The 21,743-nt window shown below is 59.4% G+C and carries 19 protein-coding genes; 11 read left to right on the top strand and 8 right to left on the bottom strand.

What is annotated here, in order from left to right; all coding sequences use genetic code 11:
* Window positions 1-94: 94 nt before the first annotated feature.
* The 3 genes from mgrA to ACYZT8_RS00815 all read right to left on the bottom strand — a co-directional run bounded on the left by mgrA (window position 95) and on the right by ACYZT8_RS00815 (window position 4,882).
* A complete protein-coding gene (gene mgrA, locus ACYZT8_RS00825; RefSeq protein ID WP_461978464.1) occupies window positions 95-1,132 on the bottom strand; it encodes an L-glyceraldehyde 3-phosphate reductase in 1,038 nt (345 codons plus the stop codon).
* 202 nt (window positions 1,133-1,334) lie between these two features.
* Window positions 1,335-2,654 carry an LLM class flavin-dependent oxidoreductase gene (locus tag ACYZT8_RS00820; RefSeq protein WP_461978462.1) on the bottom strand — a complete coding sequence of 440 codons (1,320 nt, stop codon included), beginning with the start codon at window positions 2,652-2,654 and terminating at the stop codon, window positions 1,335-1,337.
* A 2-nt stretch (window positions 2,655-2,656) separates the two neighbouring features.
* Window positions 2,657-4,882 (bottom strand): TonB-dependent receptor, encoded by a 2,226-nt coding sequence (locus tag ACYZT8_RS00815; RefSeq protein ID WP_461978460.1) that lies wholly within the window; start codon window positions 4,880-4,882, stop codon window positions 2,657-2,659.
* A gap of 206 nt (window positions 4,883-5,088) precedes the next feature.
* Between ACYZT8_RS00815 and ACYZT8_RS00810 the strand changes: the two genes are divergently transcribed.
* Window positions 5,089-6,129 (top strand): LacI family DNA-binding transcriptional regulator, encoded by a 1,041-nt coding sequence (locus tag ACYZT8_RS00810; RefSeq protein ID WP_461978458.1) that lies wholly within the window; start codon window positions 5,089-5,091, stop codon window positions 6,127-6,129.
* 45 nt (window positions 6,130-6,174) lie between these two features.
* Here the strand turns inward: ACYZT8_RS00810 and ACYZT8_RS00805 are convergent, their stop codons facing one another.
* The 3 genes from ACYZT8_RS00805 to ACYZT8_RS00795 form a co-directional block, all read right to left on the bottom strand.
* The gene (locus ACYZT8_RS00805) at window positions 6,175-6,639 is read right to left on the bottom strand and encodes a type II toxin-antitoxin system HicB family antitoxin (protein WP_461956618.1); all 465 of its coding nucleotides are present in this window, start codon (window positions 6,637-6,639) and stop codon (window positions 6,175-6,177) included.
* Window positions 6,636-6,818 (bottom strand): type II toxin-antitoxin system HicA family toxin, encoded by a 183-nt coding sequence (locus ACYZT8_RS00800; protein WP_046045491.1) that lies wholly within the window; start codon window positions 6,816-6,818, stop codon window positions 6,636-6,638. Before ACYZT8_RS00800 ends, ACYZT8_RS00805 begins: the two co-directional genes overlap by 4 nt.
* A gap of 129 nt (window positions 6,819-6,947) precedes the next feature.
* Window positions 6,948-7,838 carry a LysR family transcriptional regulator gene (locus tag ACYZT8_RS00795; RefSeq protein ID WP_461978456.1) on the bottom strand — a complete coding sequence of 297 codons (891 nt, stop codon included), beginning with the start codon at window positions 7,836-7,838 and terminating at the stop codon, window positions 6,948-6,950.
* 129 nt (window positions 7,839-7,967) lie between these two features.
* Here ACYZT8_RS00795 and ACYZT8_RS00790 point away from each other — a divergent pair, with 129 nt between their 5' ends.
* Complete coding sequence (locus ACYZT8_RS00790; protein ID WP_461978454.1) at window positions 7,968-8,708, top strand: SDR family oxidoreductase; 741 nt, start codon at window positions 7,968-7,970, stop codon at window positions 8,706-8,708.
* Between the two features lie 135 nt (window positions 8,709-8,843).
* On the top strand, window positions 8,844-9,104 hold the full coding sequence (locus ACYZT8_RS00785; RefSeq protein ID WP_461978452.1) for a hypothetical protein: 261 nt from the start codon (window positions 8,844-8,846) through the stop codon (window positions 9,102-9,104).
* An 18-nt stretch (window positions 9,105-9,122) separates the two neighbouring features.
* On the opposite strand, the gene betT is transcribed toward ACYZT8_RS00785, so the two are convergent.
* On the bottom strand, window positions 9,123-11,078 hold the full coding sequence (gene betT, locus ACYZT8_RS00780; RefSeq protein ID WP_461982333.1) for a choline transporter BetT: 1,956 nt from the start codon (window positions 11,076-11,078) through the stop codon (window positions 9,123-9,125).
* 426 nt (window positions 11,079-11,504) lie between these two features.
* Window positions 11,505-12,431: a serine O-acetyltransferase EpsC gene (gene epsC, locus ACYZT8_RS00775; protein WP_461978450.1), complete on the bottom strand. Its 927-nt coding sequence runs from the start codon at window positions 12,429-12,431 to the stop codon at window positions 11,505-11,507.
* Window positions 12,432-12,621: 190 nt separating this feature from the next.
* Here epsC and ACYZT8_RS00770 point away from each other — a divergent pair, with 190 nt between their 5' ends.
* The 8 genes from ACYZT8_RS00770 to ACYZT8_RS00735 all read left to right on the top strand — a co-directional run bounded on the left by ACYZT8_RS00770 (window position 12,622) and on the right by ACYZT8_RS00735 (window position 21,664).
* A complete protein-coding gene (locus tag ACYZT8_RS00770) occupies window positions 12,622-13,614 on the top strand; it encodes a D-cysteine desulfhydrase (RefSeq protein ID WP_461978449.1) in 993 nt (330 codons plus the stop codon).
* Between the two features lie 351 nt (window positions 13,615-13,965).
* On the top strand, window positions 13,966-14,760 hold the full coding sequence (tcyJ, locus tag ACYZT8_RS00765) for a cystine ABC transporter substrate-binding protein (RefSeq protein ID WP_131060553.1): 795 nt from the start codon (window positions 13,966-13,968) through the stop codon (window positions 14,758-14,760).
* Window positions 14,760-15,425, top strand: a complete 666-nt coding sequence (tcyL, locus tag ACYZT8_RS00760) for a cystine ABC transporter permease (RefSeq protein WP_010464804.1) — start codon at window positions 14,760-14,762, stop codon at window positions 15,423-15,425. The genes tcyJ and tcyL overlap by 1 nt, the downstream gene beginning before the upstream one ends.
* Window positions 15,426-15,429: 4 nt before the next feature.
* Window positions 15,430-16,185, top strand: coding sequence for an L-cystine ABC transporter ATP-binding protein TcyN (gene tcyN / locus ACYZT8_RS00755; protein WP_461978446.1), 756 nt, complete (start codon window positions 15,430-15,432; stop codon window positions 16,183-16,185).
* A gap of 490 nt (window positions 16,186-16,675) precedes the next feature.
* Complete coding sequence (locus ACYZT8_RS00750) at window positions 16,676-17,440, top strand: hypothetical protein (protein WP_461978444.1); 765 nt, start codon at window positions 16,676-16,678, stop codon at window positions 17,438-17,440.
* 392 nt (window positions 17,441-17,832) lie between these two features.
* On the top strand, window positions 17,833-19,074 hold the full coding sequence (locus tag ACYZT8_RS00745; RefSeq protein ID WP_461978442.1) for an SfnB family sulfur acquisition oxidoreductase: 1,242 nt from the start codon (window positions 17,833-17,835) through the stop codon (window positions 19,072-19,074).
* 38 nt (window positions 19,075-19,112) lie between these two features.
* The gene (locus tag ACYZT8_RS00740; protein ID WP_461978441.1) at window positions 19,113-20,306 is read left to right on the top strand and encodes an SfnB family sulfur acquisition oxidoreductase; all 1,194 of its coding nucleotides are present in this window, start codon (window positions 19,113-19,115) and stop codon (window positions 20,304-20,306) included.
* The gene (locus ACYZT8_RS00735) at window positions 20,306-21,664 is read left to right on the top strand and encodes an LLM class flavin-dependent oxidoreductase (RefSeq protein WP_461978440.1); all 1,359 of its coding nucleotides are present in this window, start codon (window positions 20,306-20,308) and stop codon (window positions 21,662-21,664) included. Before ACYZT8_RS00740 ends, ACYZT8_RS00735 begins: the two co-directional genes overlap by 1 nt.
* Window positions 21,665-21,743 lie beyond the last annotated feature (79 nt).

Genomic DNA, 21,743 nt, shown 5'->3' with positions numbered 1-21,743 from the left:
CAGCCATGGACGCTCCGCGTCCACTGTGACGCGGAGCGTCACGGGAGGCATTCCCACGCGGAGCGAGGGAACGATCAAATCCGGCGCCGAACGCTTACTCTGCCGTCGAAGGCTTCTCCCAAAGATTAATCCCGCCTTCCTGGGCAAACCGGTCAATCTCCGCCAGTTCTTCAGCACTGAAGCTCAAATTCTTCAACGCCCCGACGTTTTCGATAATCTGTTCCGGCCGGCTCGCGCCGATCAACGCCGAGGTCACGCGCGGATCGCGCAGCGTCCACGCCAACGCCAGTTGCGCCAGGCTCTGACCACGACGCTTGGCGATTTCGTTGAGCCCACGCACGTGGGCGATGTTGGCTTCGGACAGATGAGATTCCTGCAACGAACCACCGCCCGGGCGATTGACCCGCGCATCTTTCGGAATGCCATTAAGGTACTTGTCGGTCAACAAACCCTGCGCCAGCGGCGTGAACGCAATGACGCCGGTGCCGAGTTCATCGGTGACATCCAGCAGGTCCTTTTCAACCCAGCGGTTGAGCAGGTTGTACGCCGGTTGGTGAATCAGTAACGGCACTTTCCACTCCTTCAGCAGCGCCGCCATCTCACGGGTTTTTACCCCGGAATACGACGAGATACCGATGTACAGCGCCTTACCCTGTTGCACGGCGGTGGCCAGTGCACTGGCGGTTTCTTCCAGCGGCGTGTCCGGGTCGAAGCGATGGGAATAAAAGATGTCCACGTAGTCCAGGCCCAAACGCTGCAGGCTCTGGTCGAGGCTGGCCAGCACGTATTTGCGCGAGCCGCCGCCTTGGCCGTAAGGCCCTGGCCACATGTCCCAACCGGCCTTGCTTGAGATGATCAACTCATCGCGGTATTGCTTGAAGTCTTCACGCAACAAACGACCGAAGTTGACCTCCGCGCTGCCGTAAGGCGGGCCGTAGTTGTTGGCCAGGTCGAAGTGGTTGATGCCCAGGTCGAAGGCTGTGCGCAACAGCGAGCGCTGAGTGTCGATCGGCGTGCTGTCGCCAAAGTTGTGCCACAGGCCCAGGGACAGTGCCGGCAGCACCAGGCCGCTGCGACCTACGCGGCGGTAAGGGATAGAGTCGTAGCGGTTTTCGGCAGCGGTGTAAGTCATCGAGTCCTCTCTTGTTTGTATTGCTTGTAACTGGAGTCAGACATCAATCCTGTGGCGAGGGAGCTTGCTCCCGTTCGGCTGCGCAGCAGCCGCAAATTCGGCAACCGAAATTTGACTGACAAACGCATCAGCAGTTTTCGGGGGCCGCTTCGCACCCAGCGGGAGCAAGCTCCCTCGCCACAAAAGCCCTTTTGCCTTTCGTTTACACAAATCTGTTGGAAGGCCTCGCCAACCCAAGGTTCTGGCGCAAGGTGCGGCCTTCGTACTCTGTTCTGAACAACCCACGGCGCTGCAGTTCCGGCACCACGCCGTTGGCGAAATCTTCCAGGCCACCGGGCAGATGCGGCACCAGCAAATTGAAGCCATCTGCCGCGCGCTGTTCGAACCATTCCTGCAACTGATCGGCAATCTGCTGCGACGTCCCGACGAGGCTGAAATGCCCTCGGCCGCCGGCAATCTTGCGACCCAACTCAGCGAGGCTGAGGTTTTCCCGGCCCGCCAGTTCCGTCAGCAGTTTTTGCCGACTTTGCTGGCCACTTTGCGTCAGCGGCAAGTCGGGTAACGGCCCGTCCAGCGGATACTTCGACAAGTCGAAGTTGCCCAGCATACGCCCAAGTAATGCGACGCCAACCTCTGGTTCGACTAATTGCTGAAACGTTTCACATTTTTCCTGCGCTTCGCTTTCGGTTTGCCCGACCACCACAAAAACGCCCGGCATTATTTTCAGAGAGTCGGCGCTGCGACCGTACCGGGGCAGACGGCCCTTGAGGTCGGCATAAAACGCCTGGGCGCTGGCCAAAGATGTTTGCGCGGTAAACACCACTTCCGCCGTCTGCGCCGCCAGTTCGCGACCGACCTCGGAAGACCCGGCTTGCACGATCACCGGTTGCCCTTGCGGCGAGCGCGCGACGTTCAGCGGGCCTTTGACCCGGAAGTGTTCACAGACGTGATCGAGCACGTGCAGTCTGGCCGGGGCGTAATAGGCACCGCTGGCCTTGTCGCGGATAAAGGCGTCGTCTTCCCAACTGTCCCAAAGTCCGGTGACCACCTGATGAAACTCCCGGGCGCGGCTGTAGCGTTCGGCGTGGCCGATGTGTTCGTCGCGGCCAAAATTCTGCGCTTCGGCCGCATTGTCCGAAGTCACCAGATTCCACCCTGCGCGCCCGCCAGACAGGTGATCCAGCGAGGCGAATTTGCGGGCCACGTGGTACGGCTCGTTATAGCTGGTGGTCGCGGTGGCAATCAGGCCGATGTGCTCGGTGACGACGCTCAAGGCTGAAAGCAGCGTCAGCGGTTCGAAAAAATCCGAGCGCGCCATGCGGCTGGCAATCTTGCCGCTCGGCGCGGCGACGCTGTCGGCGACAAACAACGCGTCGAACTTCGCCGCTTCGGCAATCTGCGCCAGACGCTTGTAGTGGGTGAAATCCAGCCCCGCATTGGCCGGCACCTCGGGATGACGCCAGGCGGCCACGTGGTGCCCGCCGGCCATGAGAAAGGCGCCGAGTTTCAGCTGTCGAGTCATGCTCAGAAATCCTTGCGCAGTTGCACGCCGACGTAACGTTCGTCATCACGTGGCACAGCGCGATAGATATAACTGCCGCCACTGGCCAGCGCCGGTGAATAGGATTTGTCCGCCAGGTTTTTGCCCAACAGCGCGACGCGCCAGCCGTTGCTGTAATCGGCGAGGGCGACGCTGGCGTTCCAGAGTCCGTAGGCGCCCTGTTTGGTGTCGGGATTCTGGCTGATGTCGTACTGCACTTCGCTTTGCCAGCTGTAGTCGGTGCCCAGTTCGACATTGAGGCCGTTATCCAGCGGGATGGTGTAGTCGGCGCGCACGTAGCTTTTCCAGTCCGGGCTGAAGGGCAGCGGTTTGCCGTTGACGTTGCACGACGCCGCCGCGCCCGCCGGGCAGGCAAACTCGTCGATGCGGGCGCGGGTGTAGGCCAGCGCACCGGAAAACTTCAGTTGTTGGGTGGCCTGCAAGGCGTAATCGAGTTCGACGCCTTCGGTGCTGACGCTGCCGGCGTTGATCAGGCGCGTCACCACTTGACCGGCGACGGTGTCGAAGAAGTTCGCCTGGTAGTTGTCGTAATCGCTGTGGAAGATCGCGAGGTTGGTGGTCAGGCGATTGTTCCAGGACGTGGCCTTGATACCGGCCTCCCAGGTGTTGGAGGTTTCCGGTTTCAGCGCGTCGGTGTCCCGTGGCTGCATGTTGAAAAACACGTTGTAGGCCGGGCCTTTGTAGCCACGCGAATAGGTCAGGTAGGTGGTGACCGCATCGCTCAGATCGTATTGCACGCCGAGTCGACCGGACCAGCCGTCTTCATCCACCGACCCCGAACTGCTGGTGCCTGGTTGAATGCCGCTGACGGTGGTGGCGGACGTCGAAACGCGGCGGTGATCGTATTCCAGATCGTCGTGAGTCCAGCGCAGGCCGGCGATGCCACGGAAGTCCGAAGTGAAGTTGAGCGTGCTTTCACCGAACACCGCGTAGCTGTCGCTGGTGGTGCTGTAATCGGCGACGCCACGGTTAACACTTGTGGTTGTGGTCAGCGTCCGTTGATAGGTTTCTTCATCTTTGCCGTGCATGTAGAACAGGCCGCCGACGTACTCGAGAAACTCACCTTTGGGCGAGGCCAGACGCAGCTCTTGCGAGTACTGATCGAACGCCAGATCGCCCTTGTCGGCGGTACTGGGGAACGCGGCGGTGATCGTACCGAGACGGTCGCCATCCTGATGTTGGGTGTTGTCCCAACCGCGCCACGCGGTAATCGAGGTCAGGGTGTAATCGCCGAGGTTCCAGTCGAGTTGGCCGGACAGACCTTTGTTGATGTCATCGACATGGGTGCGCGTATCGGTGTTGATCTTGCGGTTGTCGCTGGACGCCCGAACAGGGTTTAGCGCATTGGCAAAGGCTGGCGTCAGAGACTCGCTGACCACCCCATTCGGCGCATCGTCGTGGGACTGCATGTAGTCCGCGATAAAGGTGAATTTGAGGTCATCGGTGGGTGTGAATTCCAGCTTGCCCCGCGCGCCTTTGTGGTTGTAGCCGTTGACCTCCTGCCCGTTGTGCTCGTTGTCGACGTTGCCATCGTAGCTGCCAAACAGCGTGCTGATCGATCCCTTCAGAGTGTCTGGAATCAAGCTGCCGCCGAGGCCAAACCGGGTACGGCTTTCGTTGCCGCTGTAATACGACTGATCGATGTAGCCGTGGGTTTCGGCGGTCGGTGCCTTGCTGGTGATGTTGAGCACACCGGCCGAGGCGTTCTTGCCGAACAGCGTGCCTTGCGGACCGCGCAGCACTTCGACGCGTTCCAGATCCAGCAGGTCGAGGGTCGACTGACCCGGACGTGCGTACACCACGCCATCGATCACCGTGGCCACGGTCGGCTCGACGCCGGGCGAGGTGGAAATCGTGCCGACCCCACGCACGAACAGCGACGTGTCCTTGTTGGAAGCGCCGGTGCGGAAGTTCAGCGAAGGCACCTGCTGGACGATGCTCGCCACGCTGTTGCGGTTGTCGCGCTCAAGCTGCTCGCCATCGATGACCGACACCGCGACAGGGACTTTTTGCAGCGATTCTTCGCGGCGCGTAGCGGTGACCGTGACGGATTTGAGTGTGGGTTCCTGATCCGCGCTGTCGGCGGCGAATGCAGTGGGCAGCGGCAACGCCGCCAACCCGGAAAGTAACCAGCCGGCAGCGCGAATCGATTGCGCCAGTTTTTGTGTTGCCCCAGGAAAATTGTGCATGGTCTACCCGCTCGAAAGTGTGCCCTGAACCGCTGCCGTTCTACGACGACAACGCCTGAAATGTGTCTTGGGCATTCGCTCGAGCGAGTAGCAGACAGAACGCTATGTTAGCGCTAACATCCTCAGTATCTGCAAGCGTCATATAGACCGTCCAATACTGAAAAATTACTTTTATATGCCTTTTGGTTTTTAAGAAGGATGACAAGTTGAGCGAAGACAAACCCCGTAAACGCCGTGGCGCCGGCCGCGTGACGCTGAACACCGTGGCGCGGCAAGCCGGTGTTTCGGCGATTACCGTGTCGCGCTATTTCAACCAGCCGGAACAGGTTTCGCCGGAACGCCGCGATCGCATTGCCGCAGTGGTCGCCGAACTGGGCTACGTGCCGAACCTGGTCGCCGGCGGGCTGGCGTCGGCGCGGGGGAAAATCGTCGGCATGGTCATCCCGAACATCTCCGGGCCGATCTTCGCCAACACCATTCAGGGATTCAGCGACACCCTCAGCCGCCATGGTTATCAGCTGCTGCTGGCGTCGAGTTACTTCAGCGCCGAGCAGGAAGAAAGCGCGGTACGGGCATTCCTCGGCTGGTCGCCGGCAGCGTTGGTACTCACCAGCCATTTCCACAGCGCAGGCACCGAAAAAATGATCGCGGAAGCGGACATTCCGGTGATTGAAACCTGGGATTACCAGCCAGAGCGGGAGCCGATGCAGATCGGGTTTTCTCACTTTGAAGTGGGCGTCAGCGCTGCGCGGTATCTACATGGAAAAGGCTATCGACGCATCGCGTTTGTGCAGAACAGCGCGGCCGGAGACTTCAGTGCCCTGGAGCGTCGCGATGGTTATGCGCAGACTGTTCGTGAATTCGGATTGGAGCCTTGGGTGTTTGCGCCGGATGTCGATCGGGCGCCGTTCGAAGCCGGGAAGCAAGCGATGGAAGCGCTGATGCAAGTCTCTCCAGCTCCCGATGCAATCATCTTCGCCAACGACAATCTCGCGGCCGGCGGATTGCTGGCGGGGCAACGAGCCGGACTGAAAATCCCCGAGGAGTGCGCGGTGCTCGGGTTCGGCGACTACCCATTTGCCGAGATGTTGCTGCCAAGTCTGAGCACCATCAAACCACCGGCGCTGGAAATTGGTGTACTGGCCGCGACGCGGGTATTGGAGAGCCTGGGGGTGCTGCCGGTGGAGGATGAGATTCAGCGGCTGAATTTGCTGGAGTGTCGAGTGATTGAGCGCGAGAGTGCCTGAAAACGGAAGGAGCCGAGCTTGCTCTGGCTCCTGGAGGTTTTCAAGTCAGGCGGATAACTCACGCAACGCGGCAGCAGCCAAAAAGCCAGACCGTGAGTTGTAACGCTGGTCCCGCCTGACCGTTTGATCGATACGCTCAAGCAGCTGTTCCGGCAATGTCGCGTTGAAACGCACTGACTTGCCGAAGTACGGCGTGATATCGAACTCGACCACACCCCACACACCCCCCGCGTAATCAGGGTTATCAAGATGAGCATCGATCTCGCGTATCTGCGGCAATGGATCACCATCGGCAACCAGGCCTTCGTAATGCAATGACAATGCTTCTTTCACGTTTTCAAATGCCTGAGCCACAGTAGCGCCTGCGGAGAAGCAACCCGGAACGTCCGGGATAATTACTCCGTAGTCTGAGTCGGCATCCTTGTGCAGAACGACCGGGAATTTCATTTCAGTGAGTCCTTCCTGTGATGTGGCCTCTTCGAGGCTCTCGTTTCCGATCTCGGGCCTCATTTCAGACCCGCCTGTTTCAATATGCTGTTGATCGTTCCTTTTGGAAGATCCGAGTCAGGGTGTTTTATCGTCACCCTTCCAGGCTTGCACGGATGCTTGTACTGATGGTGGCTACCTTTCACCGCTACCAGATACCAACCATCCTCTTCGATCATCCTGATCATTTCTCGACTTCGCATCACCTTCGTCCTTGTGGGCAGCTTGTGCTGCGCACATTACGCGACGAACGTCTTTTCTATACACACCATACACACTCTGATAAATATTAGCCGTTCTGGCCCAACGCCTTTTTGCTCTCGGACCGGCGGCTACCGGGCCTCAGCAAACACCTCCCCCAACCAATCCACAAACACCCGAACCCGTGGCGACATGTGTCGGTTGTGGGGATACAGCACCGAAACCGGCATTGGCGGAGGTGGCGTATCGATAAGGACTTCCTGTACCAGGCCTTGGGCAATCTGCGTTTCCATCCGGTAATGCGGACACTGGATCAGGCCAAGCCCGGCAATCGCCGACGCTGCATAAATTTCCGCACCGAACACGGAAACCGCGCCATCGATTGCGATTTCTTTGAGCTGGCCATCAACCATGAATTCGAAGGGGAACACCTTGGCGGTGGTGCGCGAGACGTAGTTCACCGCCCGGTGATGTTTGAGGTCTTCAAGGTTTTTCGGTTCGCCGTATTTGCGCAGGTACGCGGGACTGGCGCAGGTGATCTGGCGCAGGTTGGCGATGCGTTTTCCGATCAGCGCCGAATCACTCAGGGTGCCGGCGCGCAGTACGCAGTCGACGCCTTCAGCGATCAAGTCGACAAAACGGTCGGACTCGCTGATGGACAGTTCAATGTCCGGGTAGCGCGCCATGAATTGCGGCAATGCGGGGATCACGAAGTGCTTGGCCAGGGTGCCGTGCAGGTCGACGCGCAATCGGCCTTTGGGTGCGCAGCCGCGAAAAGCCAGTTCGGCTTCTTCCAGTTCCGCCAGCAACTGCACACAACGCAGGTAATACGCTTCGCCATCCAGTGTCGGGCGCACCTTGCGTGTACTTCGCTCGAGTAACCGCGTACCGAGCCACGCTTCGAACTGATTCAAGGTGTGAGTCAACGTCGCACGCGGCAGGTTCAGGTCTTCGGCGGCCAGCGTGAAGCTGCTGCGCTCGTAGATCCGCACGAACACCTTCATCGCTTTGACTTGATCCACGTTGCGCTCCCACCCTTCTATTGTTGGCGTTTATTGAACAGTCAAGGCAACTCTCGTGCATTTATCGGCTTGCGTAAACATGTGAATCTGGCTTCACCCCAAGCAACCACCTTCAAAGGAATCACCGCCATGACCACTCAAACTTCGAAAGTTGCCATCGTGACCGGCGCCTCCCGCGGCATCGGCGCGGTGATTGCCAGACAATTGGCCAGCGAAGGTTTCGCCGTCGCCATCAACTACGCCAGCAGCGTCACTGAAGCCTCGAAACTGGTGGTGGAGTTGCGTCAGGCAGGGCATCAAGCCATAGCGATCAAGGCCGATGTGGCCAATGCCGATGACGTGCGCCGGATGTTCGACGAAACAGAAACGCAACTGGGCAAGGTCGATGTGCTGATCAACAACGCCGGCATTCTCAAAGTGATGCCACTGGCGCAACACACGGATGAGCTGTTCGACCAGACCTTCAACATTCATGCGCGCGGCACCTTCAACACGTTGCGTGAAGCAGCTACGCGTCTGAATAACGGCGGGCGGATCGTCAACTTCTCCAGCAGCACCGTCGGCCTCAACCTGCCAGGCTACGCGGTGTACATCGCCAGCAAAGCGGCGGTGGAATCCCTGACTCAGGTGTTCGCCAAGGAAATGCGCGGTCGCAACATCACCGTCAACGCCGTGGCCCCCGGCCCCGTCGCGACCGAGCTGTTTTTGCATGGCAAGAGCGAAGAGCAGATCCAGACCTTCGCCAAGATGCCTCCGCTGGAGCGTCTGGGTCAGCCGGAAGACATCGCTCGCATCGTGTCGTTTCTGGTTGGGCCGGATTCGGCTTGGGTCAATGGACAGATTCTGCGGGCTAATGGTGGATTGGTTTAAGCTGATTTGCAGGCAGGCCAGACGCCTTCGCGGGCAAGCCTCGCTCCTACAGGGGTTACGCGCAATCTGTAGGAGCGAGGCTTGCCCGCGAAGGCGGTCTTGAGGCAGAACACATCTGAAGGGAGGACACACACCATGCACACCACGATCATCATCACCTTCGGCCTGATCCTGCTGGCGCTGATGCTGTTCATCGGCGAGAAAATCGGCTTCAGCCGCCAGACCCTGGCCTACAGTTTTGTTGTCCTGTGGCTGGCCCTGACGCTGATCAACGGCGCGGTCGGCATGGTCCATGCCGGCCAGCCGTTGAGCACGGAACTGGCGGTCGGCAGCGCCGTGTTCGGTGTACCGGTGGCGGCGCTGGTGCTGTTCATGGTGCTGAGCACCGAAACGTGAACAGCACCGCGCCGGCAATCAACGCACCAGATGCAAGAACTGCAAATGCCGTTCGTACTGATCAAGGATGTCGTTGATGATCTGCTCCTTGGTGTAACCCACCAGATCGTAGTCCTGACTGCCCTCGCTCAAATGCACTTCGGCCCGGTAATAACGACGGTTGTTGAGTTCCTTGGAACCCATGCCGCCACGGGCAAATGATGGCGTGAAGTAGCCACGCATCTGCACTTGATAGATGAATGGATGCTCCTCGCCATGACCGATTTCCAGGCTGACGTTGTCGTTGGCCGGGTCCGGCTGAGTGACCACCTTCAAACCCTTCTCGACGAACACTGCCGAGACTTCTTCAATCGCCGGGCGCACCGTCGTATCGAGGAAGCGGTAAACCTCATCGCGAGACGGGAAATGCACGGCCTGGCTCAAGCGTTGACGCCAGCCGCCACGCCGTGAGCCGGACACCGGAGCCAGGGAATGCAGCTGCGCGATCTGCTTCTGCGACTCCAGATAGAACGCCTTGTGCAGCCCCCACATCATCAGCAGCAAGATCATCGAGAACGGCAACGAAGTCAGCACCACCGCTGACTTCAGCGCATCAATGCTGCCGGAGAACAGCAGCGCACTGGTCACCAGCGCCGTCATCGCGCCCCAGAACACACGCAGCCATTTCGGCCCGTCTTCATCCGGATTACCGCCCTTGGCGGACAGCGTCGACAGCACCACGGTGCCAGAGTCGGCCGAAGTGACGAAGAACACGAAGCTGATGAACACCGTCACCGCGATCACGGTTTTGCTCCACGGGTAGGTTTCCAGCAGCAAGTAGAGGGTCATCGACGGGTTGTCGATGGCCGACATACCGAGCGCGGTCATGCCGTGGTTGAGGACTTGGTCGATGGCGCTGTTGCCGAAGATCGACATCCACGCCAGGGTGAAACCGAGCGGAATCAACAGCACGCCGAAGACGAATTCGCGGATGGTCCGGCCACGGGAAATCCGTGCGATGAACAGCCCAACGAACGGCGACCACGCGATCCACCAGGCCCAATAGAACACGGTCCAGCCACCCAGCCAGTCGCTGGGTTTGTCGTAGGCATAGAGGTCGAAACTCTTCATCGGCAAGGCGCCGAGGTAGTCGCCGATGTTCTGGATCAAAGTGTTGAGCAGGTGCTGCGTGGGCCCGGCAAACAACACAAACAGCAGCAGCGCACAGGCCAGCAGCATGTTGATGTCGGACATCACCCGCACGCCTTTGTCGACGCCGGACACCGCCACGATAATCGCCGCGCCCATCATCAGCGTGATCAGGCCGACCTGAATCCACTGGGTGTGAGCGATGCCGAACAGGTAATCCAGACCCGAGTTGAGGTGCAACACGCCGAAGCCCATGTCGGCGCCGAGACCGAACACGGTGGCGATGATGCCGAAGCCGTCCACTGCGTAACCGATCGGGCCGTTGATGCGCTTGCCGATCAGTGGGTAGAGCGCCGAGCGCAAGGCCAGCGGCAGGTTGTGACGGTAGGCGAAATAGGCCAGGGCCATGCCGACGAAAGCGAACACGCCCCAGCCGTGCAGGCCCCAGTGCAGAAACAGAATCTGCATCGCCTGACGCGCCGCATCCGCCGTGCCGGCCTCACCTTGTGGCGGTTGCGCCAAGTGGGTCAGCGGTTCGGACACGCAAAAGAAGAACAGCGTGATGCTGATCCCGGCGGCGAACAACATGCCGGCCCAGGACAGGTAACTGAATTCGGGCTCGTCGTGGTCGGCACCGAGCTTGATCTTGCCGTAGCCGGACAAGGCGGTGACCACCACGAAGACCAGATACAGCGTCATCGCGAGCATGTAATACCAGCCGACCGTATTGGCCGCCCAGTTTTGCGCTTCCAGCAGCCAGGCGCCGGCCTGTTCAGGCATGGCGATGACAATAATGCCGAACAGCAGAATGAAGGTCGCCGAGAAGTAAAACACCGGCGGATTCATGCGGACCTGGCCGCTTGGAGGGAGGGACGATGCACTCATGAAAGGTGCACCTCAAAGGGGTGAAACAGGTCAATCAGTAACGGACTCGGCAAGGCAAACCTCCTGTTGTGAACGGGCAGCAAACCGGCGGTTTAACTTGAATGAGCGTTCAAGTTAAACATGAATAGGGTGCTAAGGACTAATCGCAGGGCTCGGCGGTCGCTTTCCTACGCTAGCTCAAGGATGGGTATGACGGGGGATTTAGAGGATTCGTTCAGAGGGAAATTTGCTGAATGCCAGTATTTGGGTTCGGCTTGAAACCAATCGCGAGCAGGCTCGCTCCCACAGGGATAAGTGTCGTCCACAAATCTGTGGTCCAACACCCCTCCACTGTGGGAGCGAGCCTGCTCGCGATGAGGCCGGGTCAGTCAGCCGAGATTTCGGGACCTATTTCTGCGTCCCATCATCATGCTGCAAATTCGCCTGCGTCAGGTTGCACCCGGCCGGCACGCTGCGGGTCAGCCAGACGTTGCCGCCAATGGTCGAACCCTTGCCGATGGTGATCCGGCCCAAAATCGTCGCGCCGGCATAGATCACCACATCATCCTCAACAATCGGATGCCGTGGATGGCCCTTCTGCAACTGGCCGTCCTCATCCGAAGGGAAGCGCTTGGCGCCCAGCGTCACGGCCTGATAAATCCGCACGCGTTCACCAATGATCGCCGTCTCGCCGATCACCACACCCGTCCCGTGATCGATGAAGAAGCTGCGACCGATCTGCGCCCCAGGGTGGATGTCGATACCCGTAGCCGAGTGGGCGATTTCCGCGCTGATCCGTGCCAGCAGCGGCAGCCCCGCGCGGTACAAATGGTGCGCCAGGCGATGGTGAATCACCGCCAGAATGCCCGGATAGCAGAGCAATACTTCATCAACGCTACGGGCCGCCGGGTCGCCGTGATAGGCCGCCAGCACATCGGTGTCCAGCAAGCTGCGCAGCCCCGGCAATGCGAGGGCGAAGTCCTGAATGATCGAAATGGTCTTGGCCTCGACCTCGGTGTCGGCCTCGGCGCTGTGGCGAGCGACGTAACGCAGTTCGAGGCGCGCCTGGGCCAACAACGCATTCAACGCGACGTCCAGCGTGTGGCCGACGTAGAAGTCTTCACTCTCCTCACGCAAATCCACCGGCCCCAGACGCATCGGGAACAGGGCACCGCACAGCGCTTCAAGGATCTCCGCCATGGCTGCCCGCGAAGGCAACTCGCGACCGCCCTGCTCGCCGCTGGCGCGGCCGTTTTGTGCGCGCCACTGGTCGCGCGCCGTACGCAGTTGGCTGACGATGGTCTGCAATTGCCAATGGCTGGAACGTTCGCTCACGGTAAAAACTCCTCACGGGCGGCCGGACTGCCTGGCCACGCTGACGGCGATTACTTTACGGCAAGGTCTGGAAGCCGAATTAAGAACCAATTGTGCTGTGTACAGCACTTTCGGATATAAGCGATTGGCGGTTGCCCCCACTTATAGCCGTGCCTATAGTCCTGAGATCTTTCTCCGCCAGTACGGACCCATGATCAAACAACAGCTCGCCCGTTTTGACCGCCTCGACCTCCTCGACCACCCTACCGCACTTGAAAAACTCGAACGGCTGTCGACCTGGCTCGGCCGCGATGTGTACGTCAAACGCGATGACCTGACACCGCTGGCCATGGGCGGCAACAAGCTGCGCAAACTCGAATACCTGGCGGCCGATGCCTTGGCCCAGGGCGCCGACACGTTGATCACCGCTGGCGCGCTTCAGTCCAACCATGTGCGTCAGACCGCGGCCATTGCAGCCAAACTTGGCCTTGGCTGTATAGCGTTGCTGGAAAACCCGCTGGGCACCGACGACCTCAACTATCTCGGCAACGGCAATCGGCTGTTGCTCGACCTGTTCGATGCCAAGGTCGAGCTGGTGGAAAACCTCGACAACGCCGACGAGCAACTGCAAGCCCTGGCCGATCGTCTGCGCAACAACGGCAAGAAGCCGTACCTGGTGCCGATTGGTGGCTCCAATGCCCTCGGCGCTTTGGGTTATGTGCGCGCCGGGCTGGAACTGGCCGAACAGATCAAGGACACCGGCCTGGAATTTGCGGCCGTGGTTCTGGCTTCGGGCAGCGCCGGCACCCACAGTGGCCTGGCTCTGGCATTGAGTGAAGTACTGCCGGATTTGCCAGTGATTGGTGTCACGGTTTCCCGTAGCGATGAAGATCAGCGCCCAAAAGTCCAGGGCCTGGCCGAGCGCACGGCCGAGTTGCTGGGCGTGAGCCTGCCGGCGAGTTTCAAGATCGAACTGTGGGACGAATATTTCGGTCCACGCTATGGCGAGCCGAATGCCGGGACGCTCGCAGCGGTGAAGTTGCTGGCGGGTCAGGAGGGTTTGTTGCTGGATCCGGTGTACACCGGCAAGGCCATGGCCGGGTTGCTCGACGGTATCGGTCGTCAGCGCTTCAACGATGGCCCGATCATCTTCCTGCACACCGGTGGGGCGCCGGCGTTGTTTGCCTACAAAGACTTCCTGTAGACGATGGTTCTGTGGCGAGGGAGCTTGCTCCCGCTGGGGCGCGAAGCGCCCCAAAACCTGCGACGCGGTGTTTCACTTTAATCGCGGTGATTGGATTTACGACTGCTGCGCAGCCGAGCGGGAGCAAGCTCCCTCGCCACAGGGAATTGCATCAGCCTGATATTCCATTAAAGAATAACAAACTCAATATTTATTATTTTCCTATCTAAAAGCGCCATCATATAGTCACGCCGCAGGCGAATTTGCAGCGAGACGCATACGCTGCTTTAGGGCAGGATATTGCAGTCGTCCAAATCCCGATTTTGCCAACATTCCTAAAAGCGTCTTCATAAGAAAACACAGGGGCTTGTCATGAATTTTTCCGCACTACGTCGAAATCTGCTGGTCGGTTCGCTGGGCCTGGCGCTGAGCGCCGGCCTGCTGGGGCAAGCGGTTGCCGGTGAGCAGCTGCAAAAAATCAAAGACGCGGGCGTGATCAACGTCGGTCTGGAAGGCACTTACCCACCGTTTAGCTTCGTCGACGCCGACGGCAAACTGGCCGGTTTCGAAGTCGAGTTCTCCGAAGCCCTGGCCAAAGAGCTGGGCGTGAAGGTCAAACTGCAACCGACCAAATGGGACGGCATCCTCGCGGCGCTGGAATCCAAACGTCTGGACGCGGTGATCAACCAGGTGACCATCTCCGAAGAACGCAAAAAGAAGTATGACTTCTCCGAGCCGTACACCGTTTCCGGGATTCAGGCGCTGGTTCTGACCAAGAACAAAGACACCATCAAGACCGCCGCCGATCTGGACGGCAAGAAAGTCGGTGTCGGCCTGGGCACCAACTACGAACAATGGCTCAAGGACAATCAGCCTAAAGCCATTATCAAGACCTATGACGATGATCCGACCAAGTTCCAGGATCTGCGCGTCGGCCGCATCGACGCCATTCTGATCGACCGTCTCGCCGCACTGGAATACGCCAGGAAGGCCAAGGACACTGTCGCCGCCGGCGAAGCGTTCTCCCGTCAGGAAGCCGGTATTGCCCTGCGCAAAGGCGAGCCTGAGTTGCTGGCTGCGGTGAACAAAGCCATCGACAAGCTGCGTGCCGACGGTACGCTGAAAAAGCTTTCGGAAAAATACTTCAGCGCTGACGTCACTCAATAATGGAAGAAGCTTTCCAACTCGCACTGGACTCCCTGCCCTTCCTGCTCAAGGGGGCCTACTACACGGTCATCTTGAGCCTGGGCGGGATGTTCTTCGGCCTCATGCTGGGCTTCGGCCTGGCACTGATGCGCCTGTCGCGCTTCAAGCTGGTGAGCTGGATCGCCCGCATCTATGTGTCGTTCTTTCGCGGCACGCCGTTGCTGGTGCAACTGTTCGTGATCTATTACGGCTTGCCGCAATTGGGCATGGAACTCGATCCGCTCCCGGCGGCCCTGATCGGTTTTTCGCTGAACATGGCCGCTTACGCCTGTGAAATCCTGCGTTCCGCGATCAGCTCCATTGAGCGCGGTCAGTGGGAAGCTGCGGCCAGCATCGGCATGACCCGTGCGCAGACCCTGCGCCGGGCCATCATCCCGCAAGCGATGCGCACCGCATTGCCGCCGCTGGGCAACAGCTTCATTTCGCTGGTCAAGGACACCGCGCTGGCCGCCACCATCCAGGTGCCGGAACTGTTCCGCCAGGCGCAACTGATCACAGCACGAACCTTCGAAGTGTTCACCATGTACCTTGCCGCCGCGCTGATCTACTGGATTCTGGCCACGGTGCTCTCGCACCTGCAGAACAAGTTGGAAGAGCGGGTCAATCGGCACGACCAGGAGTCCTGACCCAATGATTGTCGTGGAAAAACTGACAAAGCAGTTCAAGGGTCAAGTGGTGCTCAACGGCATCGATCTGGAAGTGAAGGAAGGCGAGGTGGTGGCGATCATCGGGCCTAGCGGCTCGGGAAAAACCACCTTCCTGCGATGCCTGAATTTTCTGGAAGAACCCACCAGCGGCCGGATCAAGGTCGGTGACATCGAGATCGATGGCAGCCGCCCGTTGAACCAGCAACAGAGCCTGGTGCGGCGCTTGCGCCAGCACGTCGGCTTCGTGTTCCAGAGCTTCAACCTGTTCCCCCATCGCACCGCCCTGGAAAACGTCATCGAAGGCCCGATCATCGTGAAGAAGATCCCGCACGCCGACGCCGTTGCCCTGGGTAAAAAGCTCTTGGCCAGGGTTGGCCTGGCGGGCAAGGAAGACGCTTACCCGCGACGCCTTTCCGGTGGTCAGCAACAGCGTGTGGCGATTGCCCGTGCGCTGGCGATGGAACCGGAAGTGATCCTGTTCGATGAACCCACCTCGGCGCTCGATCCGGAGCTGGTGGGTGAAGTGCTGGCGACCATCCGCAGCCTGGCTGAAGAGAAGCGCACCATGGTCATCGTTACCCACGAAATGGGCTTTGCCCGGGACGTGGCCAACCGTGTGGTGTTTTTCGACAAAGGTGTGATCGTCGAGCAAGGCGAAGCCAAGGCGCTGTTCGCCAATCCGAAAGAAGAGCGCACGAAGCAGTTTCTCAGTAAGTTCCTGAATAACGCCATCCACTAATACCGTTTTATTACTTGTTAACTTCCACGGATGGAAGTGACAACTATCTCTGCTACGAAAACTCCGCAACACTCTCTCCTTGCTCATTCGAACAATGGACTATTTTCTACAGCCACGTGCGGTACATATATATGTCCTGCAACAGATTTACCTCGCCTAAAATTCGCCAAATCCGGCGCCCTCACCCAGCACATGGTCGCCGCCACCTAGCCATGAAAATCAATAAATACGCGGCCAAATTCGACATAGCGATGCGGCTTATTAACTTCAGAGCGTAGGATTTTTCTGAATAACACTGAATACACTGCTTAACTAACCAACTCTATTGACACCTATTCAAGCGCACTCTTATCTAGTCGCCAGCAGGCGTCAGCCATCGTTCCAAGTCATTATTTAAACTTGCAAATAGTGATCAACTTTGTTGCTCGGTAATTCACGCCTTTTGATCTTTCAGAAACGGACTTCGCTGCAAGGCTTCAAGGAGAAACCCATGACAAGCATCTCGAATAAATCCGGACTTGCGGCCCCTACCCTGGCGCAATCTCACAAGACCGGCATCAATGTCACGTCGGCGGCCCATCTGCTGATCGACGTGGCGCCCTACCCCGGCATGGACGAAGGCGACCTGATCGAACTGTTCTGGGACAACTGCTACGTCGCCTCCCGTGTCCTCACGGCCGATGATGTCGGCGAAGTCGTCAGCCTGCGTGTGCCGCAAAGCTTCATCGCCAATGGCGCCTCCAGCATTCACTACCGCGTCATGCAGGTTGGACAAGGGCCGGCGCTGTCACTTGCTGCTCAGGTACAGATCAAGCTCGATTGCCCGGGCGGCCAGCCGATCACGTCGTGCGGCCACGAAAACGAGCACCTGGCACCGGTGGGCATTCCCGAAACCATTCGCCGCCAGGGGGTCAATCCGAACCAGATCAAACGGGGTGTACCGTTGACCATCGAGCCTTACCTGAACATGGCCGTCGACGACGAAATCACCCTGCGCTGGGGCGACGTGCGCATGGACCTGCCGAAGCTCAAGGCTGGGGACATCGGCGAGCCGATTCAGGTCTGGGTGCCGCCGGCGATCATTCTCGAAGCCGGCGAAGACCTTCGGCTGGAAGTGACCTACTGCATCCTCGATCGAGTGGGCAACAACTCCGGCTGGGCACCGCCGCGCAGATTGAAGATCGGCTGCGCCAATCCTTATCTGAAATTGCCGTTCAAAGAGGAATTGAAAGCCGCCGAACCGCGCAAAAAGTGAAGACACCGCCGTCCACTGTGGGAGCGGCGGTGCGGCGATCCGACTTGCCCGCGAAGAGGCCATATCAGTCGCCATCTAATTTTGCCTGACACACCGCCTTCGCGAGCAAGCCCGCTCCCACAGGGCTTCGCCATCGGCGACAAGCCCAAGTGTTGCTGCATAAACAAGTGTTGCGCTACGAACAGACGCCCTTCTATGCATATTCCCAAAAGTTAGTTTATTAATTATTTATACGCGTTTAGGGTATATAAACCGGACCACCGGACATTCTTGTTTTTATTTCGCCGCATCCATCGCGGCGACTCCATGAGATGTGAGGTAGGTATGGTCCGGAACACAATCACCCCAGTGCAGATCGCCAGGGCATTGCGTGCAGCCAAGGAGCGGCACTGATGTCCAGTCTGGCAGATGCAATCGTTCAGAGTGATCTGGACATCGCCCCGTTGTTGTTGCCCGCGCAAGTCTTGCGCAACGACGCACAAGCCATCAAGGCCGCCCATGAGCTGGCGCAAGTCGCCCGACTGCAAGCAGCCAAACGTGACCGCCAGCGCAAGTTGCCATGGTCGGAAATCGAACAGTTCACCCGCAGCGGATTAGGCAGCATTGCCATCCCGCGCGAGTACGGTGGCCCGCAGGTTTCGTTCGTCACCCTCGCCGAGGTCTTCGCGATCATTTCCGCGGCGGACCCGGCACTAGGGCAAATCCCGCAGAACCAGTTCGGCATCCTCAATCTGGTGCTCGGCAGCGCCACGGAATCGCAAAAAAAACAGCTGTTCAAAAGCGTGCTCGAAGGCTGGCGCATCGGCAATGCCGGGCCAGAACGCGGCACCAAAAACACCCTCGAACTCAAAGCCCGGATCACCGCCGACGGTGATGGTTTTGTCATCAGCGGGCAGAAGTTTTATTCCACCGGCGCGCTGTTCGCCCATTGGGTGGCGGTCAAGGCGCTGAACGATGACGGCAAGCAAGTGTTGGCCTTCGTCCGTCGCGGCACACCGGGCCTGCGCATCGTTGATGACTGGTCGGGCTTCGGTCAGCGCACCACCGCCAGCGGCACGATTTTGCTCAACAACGTGCGCGTTGACGCCGAGCTGGTGGTGGACAACTGGAAGATCAACGACAGCCCGAACATCCAGGGCGCCGTGTCGCAGCTGATTCAAGCGGCCATCGACGCCGGCATCGCTCGCGGCGCCATCGACGACGCTATCGAATTCGTAAAAACCCGCGCCCGGCCATGGATCGACGCCAAGGTCGAACGGGCCAGCGATGATCTGTATGTGATCGCCGACATCGGCAAACTGAAAATCGAGCTGCATGCCGCCGAAGCGCTGTTGCGCAAGGCCGGGCAAGTGCTGGATCAGGTCAACGCCGCGCCACTCACCGCCGAGTCCGCCGCGCGTGCCTCGATTGCCGTGGCCGAAGCCAAAGTGCTGACCACCGAAATCTCGCTGCTCGCCAGCGAAAAGCTCTTCGAACTGGCCGGCAGCCGCGCGACCCTCGCCGAATTCAACCTCGACCGCCATTGGCGCAACGCCCGCGTGCACACGCTGCACGACCCTGTGCGCTGGAAGTATCACGCAGTCGGCACCTATCACTTGAACGGCACGCTTCCCGCTCGCCACTCCTGGATCTAACGACCAGAACACTTTTGACCAGATCTCTGGAGAAACACATGACTCTTTCTCACCACGTCGCGGTCATAACCAGCGATGAGCAAGCCCTGATCGTCGCGACCGATCTGGCCGAAGATTTCAAACGCGACAGCGCCCTGCGCGACCGCGAGCGCCGTCTGCCGCACCCGGAGCTGGAAGTGTTTTCCCGCTCGGGTCTGTGGGGTATCAGCGTGCCCAAAGAGTACGGCGGCGCTGGCGTTTCCAACGTCACCCTGGCCAAAGTGATCGCATTGATTGCCCAGGCTGACGGCTCGCTTGGACAGATCCCGCAGAACCACTTCTACGCCCTCGAAGTGCTGCGCGTGAACGGCAGCGAAGAGCAGAAAAAACGCCTGTACGCCGAAGTGCTCGCCGGCCAGCGCTTCGGCAATGCCTTGGCGGAACTGGGCACCAAAACCGCCCACGACCGCGTCACCAGCCTGACCCGCGACGGTGACGGTTATCGCATCAACGGTCGCAAGTTCTACGCGACCGGTGCGATCTATGCGCAACGCATTCCGACCTCCGTCGTGGATGAAAACGGTGTGCAGCAATTGGCGTTCGTCCCCCACAACAGCAAAGGCCTGACCGTCATCGACGACTGGAGCGGTTTCGGCCAGCGCACCACCGGCAGCGGTTCGGTGGTGTTCGAAGACGTCTACGTGGGCGCCGAAGACGTCATTCCGTTTCAAAGTGCCTTCGAGCGCCCGACCACTGTCGGCCCGCTGGCGCAGATTCTTCACGCGGCCATCGACACCGGCATCGCCCGCGCCGCTTATGAAGATGCGCTGCACTTCGTGCGCACCAAAACCCGGCCGTGGATCGACGCCACCCACGAAAAAGCCACTGACGACCCGCTGACCATCAAAAGCTTCGGCCACCTGAGCATTCGCCTGCACGCCACCGAAGCCTTGCTGGAACGCTCCGGCGAATTCCTCGACAAGGCCCAGGCCAACCCCAACGCCGAGACTGTCGCCGCCGCCTCGATTGCCGTCGCCGAAGCCCGCGCCATCAGCACCGACATTTCCCTCGCCGCCGGCAGCACGCTATTTGAACTGGCCGGCAGCCAGGCGACGCTGATCGAACACGGCCTCGACCGTCACTGGCGCAACGCTCGGGTGCATACGCTGCATGACCCGGTGCGCTGGAAGTATCACGCCGTCGGCAATTACTACCTCAACGATGAAAACCCTCCGTTGCGAGGGACCATCTGATGGCCGACGCCAAAAAGAAGATCCTGCTCAACGCGTTCAACATGAACTGCATCGGGCACATCAACCATGGCCTATGGACGCATCCACGGGACAACTCCACCCAGTACAAAACCATCGAATACTGGACCGAACTGGCGCAGTTGCTGGAGCGCGGGTTGTTCGACGGTCTGTTCATCGCTGACATCGTTGGCGTGTACGACGTCTACCAAAACTCCGTTGACGTGCCGCTGAAAGAGTCGATCCAGCTGCCGGTCAACGACCCGCTGCTGCTGGTCTCTGCCATGGCAGCGGTGACGAAAAACCTCGGTTTCGGCCTCACCGCCAACCTGACGTATGAGCCGCCGTATCTGTTCGCCCGACGCATGTCGACCCTCGATCACCTGAGTCGCGGCCGAGTCGGCTGGAACATCGTCACCGGCTACCTCGACAGCGCCGCCAAAGCCATGGGTTTGAGTGAACAGGTCGAACACGACCGCCGCTACGACCAGGCCGATGAATACCTTGAAGTGCTCTACAAACTCTGGGAAGGCAGCTGGGAAAACGGCGCAGTGCTGAATGACCCGCAGCAACGGATCTACGCCCAACCGGAGAAAGTGCACAAGGTCGAGCACAAAGGCGAGTTCTATCAGGTCGAGGGTTATCACCTCTGCGAGCCGTCGCCGCAGCGCACGCCGGTGCTGTTTCAGGCCGGCAGTTCCGATCGCGGCTTGTTGTTCGCCGGGCGTCATGCCGAGTGCGTGTTCATCAGCGGGCAGAACAAACCGTCAACCAAGGTTCAGGTGGACAAGGTCCGCGCCAGCGCCGTCGAAGCCGGGCGTAATCCCGAGGACATCAAGGTGTTCATGGGCTTGAACGTGATTGTCGGCGCCACCGAGGAGTTGGCCTGGGCCAAGCATGCCGAGTACCTGAGCTACGCCAGCGCTGAAGCAGGCGTGGCGCATTTTTCGGCATCGACCGGGATCGATTTTTCCGAATACGAGATCGACGAACCGATCCAGTACGTGAAAAGCAACGCGATCCAGTCAGCGACCAAAAACCTGCAAAACAACGACTGGACCCGACGCAAATTGCTCGAGCAACACGCCCTCGGCGGCCGCTACATCACGGTGGTGGGTTCGCCTGAACAAGTGGCGGATGAACTGGAATCGTGGATCGCCGAGACCGGCCTGGATGGCTTCAACCTGACACGGATTGTCACGCCGGAAAGCTATGTGGATTTCATAGAACTGGTGATTCCGGAGTTGCAGCGGCGCGGGTCGTACAAGACGGCTTATGACCACGGCAGCTTGCGAGAAAAGCTGTTTCACGGTGAGGCGCATTTGCCTGAGCAACATACCGGTTCCCACTACCGGCACTAATCCCTGTAACTGATCGTTCCCACGCTCTGCGTGGGAATGCAGCCAGTGACGCTCTGCGTCACAGCCGTAGGGACGCGGA

This window comes from Pseudomonas sp. LB3P93 (assembly GCF_054898025.1).
Note: the sequence above shows the minus strand (reverse complement) of the source record. Positions and strands in the feature narration are given on the sequence as shown.

Coding starts and splice junctions, on each gene's coding strand:
- mgrA (WP_461978464.1), bottom strand. CDS start 1,132: ATGACTTACACCGCTGCCGAAAACCGCTACGACTCTATCCCTTACCGC.
- ACYZT8_RS00820 (WP_461978462.1), bottom strand. CDS start 2,654: ATGACTCGACAGCTGAAACTCGGCGCCTTTCTCATGGCCGGCGGGCAC.
- ACYZT8_RS00815 (WP_461978460.1), bottom strand. CDS start 4,882: ATGCACAATTTTCCTGGGGCAACACAAAAACTGGCGCAATCGATTCGC.
- ACYZT8_RS00805 (WP_461956618.1), bottom strand. CDS start 6,639: ATGAGGCCCGAGATCGGAAACGAGAGCCTCGAAGAGGCCACATCACAG.
- ACYZT8_RS00800 (WP_046045491.1), bottom strand. CDS start 6,818: ATGCGAAGTCGAGAAATGATCAGGATGATCGAAGAGGATGGTTGGTAT.
- ACYZT8_RS00790 (WP_461978454.1), top strand. CDS start 7,968: ATGACCACTCAAACTTCGAAAGTTGCCATCGTGACCGGCGCCTCCCGC.
- ACYZT8_RS00785 (WP_461978452.1), top strand. CDS start 8,844: ATGCACACCACGATCATCATCACCTTCGGCCTGATCCTGCTGGCGCTG.
- betT (WP_461982333.1), bottom strand. CDS start 11,078: ATGAATCCGCCGGTGTTTTACTTCTCGGCGACCTTCATTCTGCTGTTC.
- ACYZT8_RS00770 (WP_461978449.1), top strand. CDS start 12,622: ATGATCAAACAACAGCTCGCCCGTTTTGACCGCCTCGACCTCCTCGAC.
- tcyJ (WP_131060553.1), top strand. CDS start 13,966: ATGAATTTTTCCGCACTACGTCGAAATCTGCTGGTCGGTTCGCTGGGC.
- tcyL (WP_010464804.1), top strand. CDS start 14,760: ATGGAAGAAGCTTTCCAACTCGCACTGGACTCCCTGCCCTTCCTGCTC.
- tcyN (WP_461978446.1), top strand. CDS start 15,430: ATGATTGTCGTGGAAAAACTGACAAAGCAGTTCAAGGGTCAAGTGGTG.
- ACYZT8_RS00750 (WP_461978444.1), top strand. CDS start 16,676: ATGACAAGCATCTCGAATAAATCCGGACTTGCGGCCCCTACCCTGGCG.
- ACYZT8_RS00745 (WP_461978442.1), top strand. CDS start 17,833: ATGTCCAGTCTGGCAGATGCAATCGTTCAGAGTGATCTGGACATCGCC.
- ACYZT8_RS00740 (WP_461978441.1), top strand. CDS start 19,113: ATGACTCTTTCTCACCACGTCGCGGTCATAACCAGCGATGAGCAAGCC.
- ACYZT8_RS00735 (WP_461978440.1), top strand. CDS start 20,306: ATGGCCGACGCCAAAAAGAAGATCCTGCTCAACGCGTTCAACATGAAC.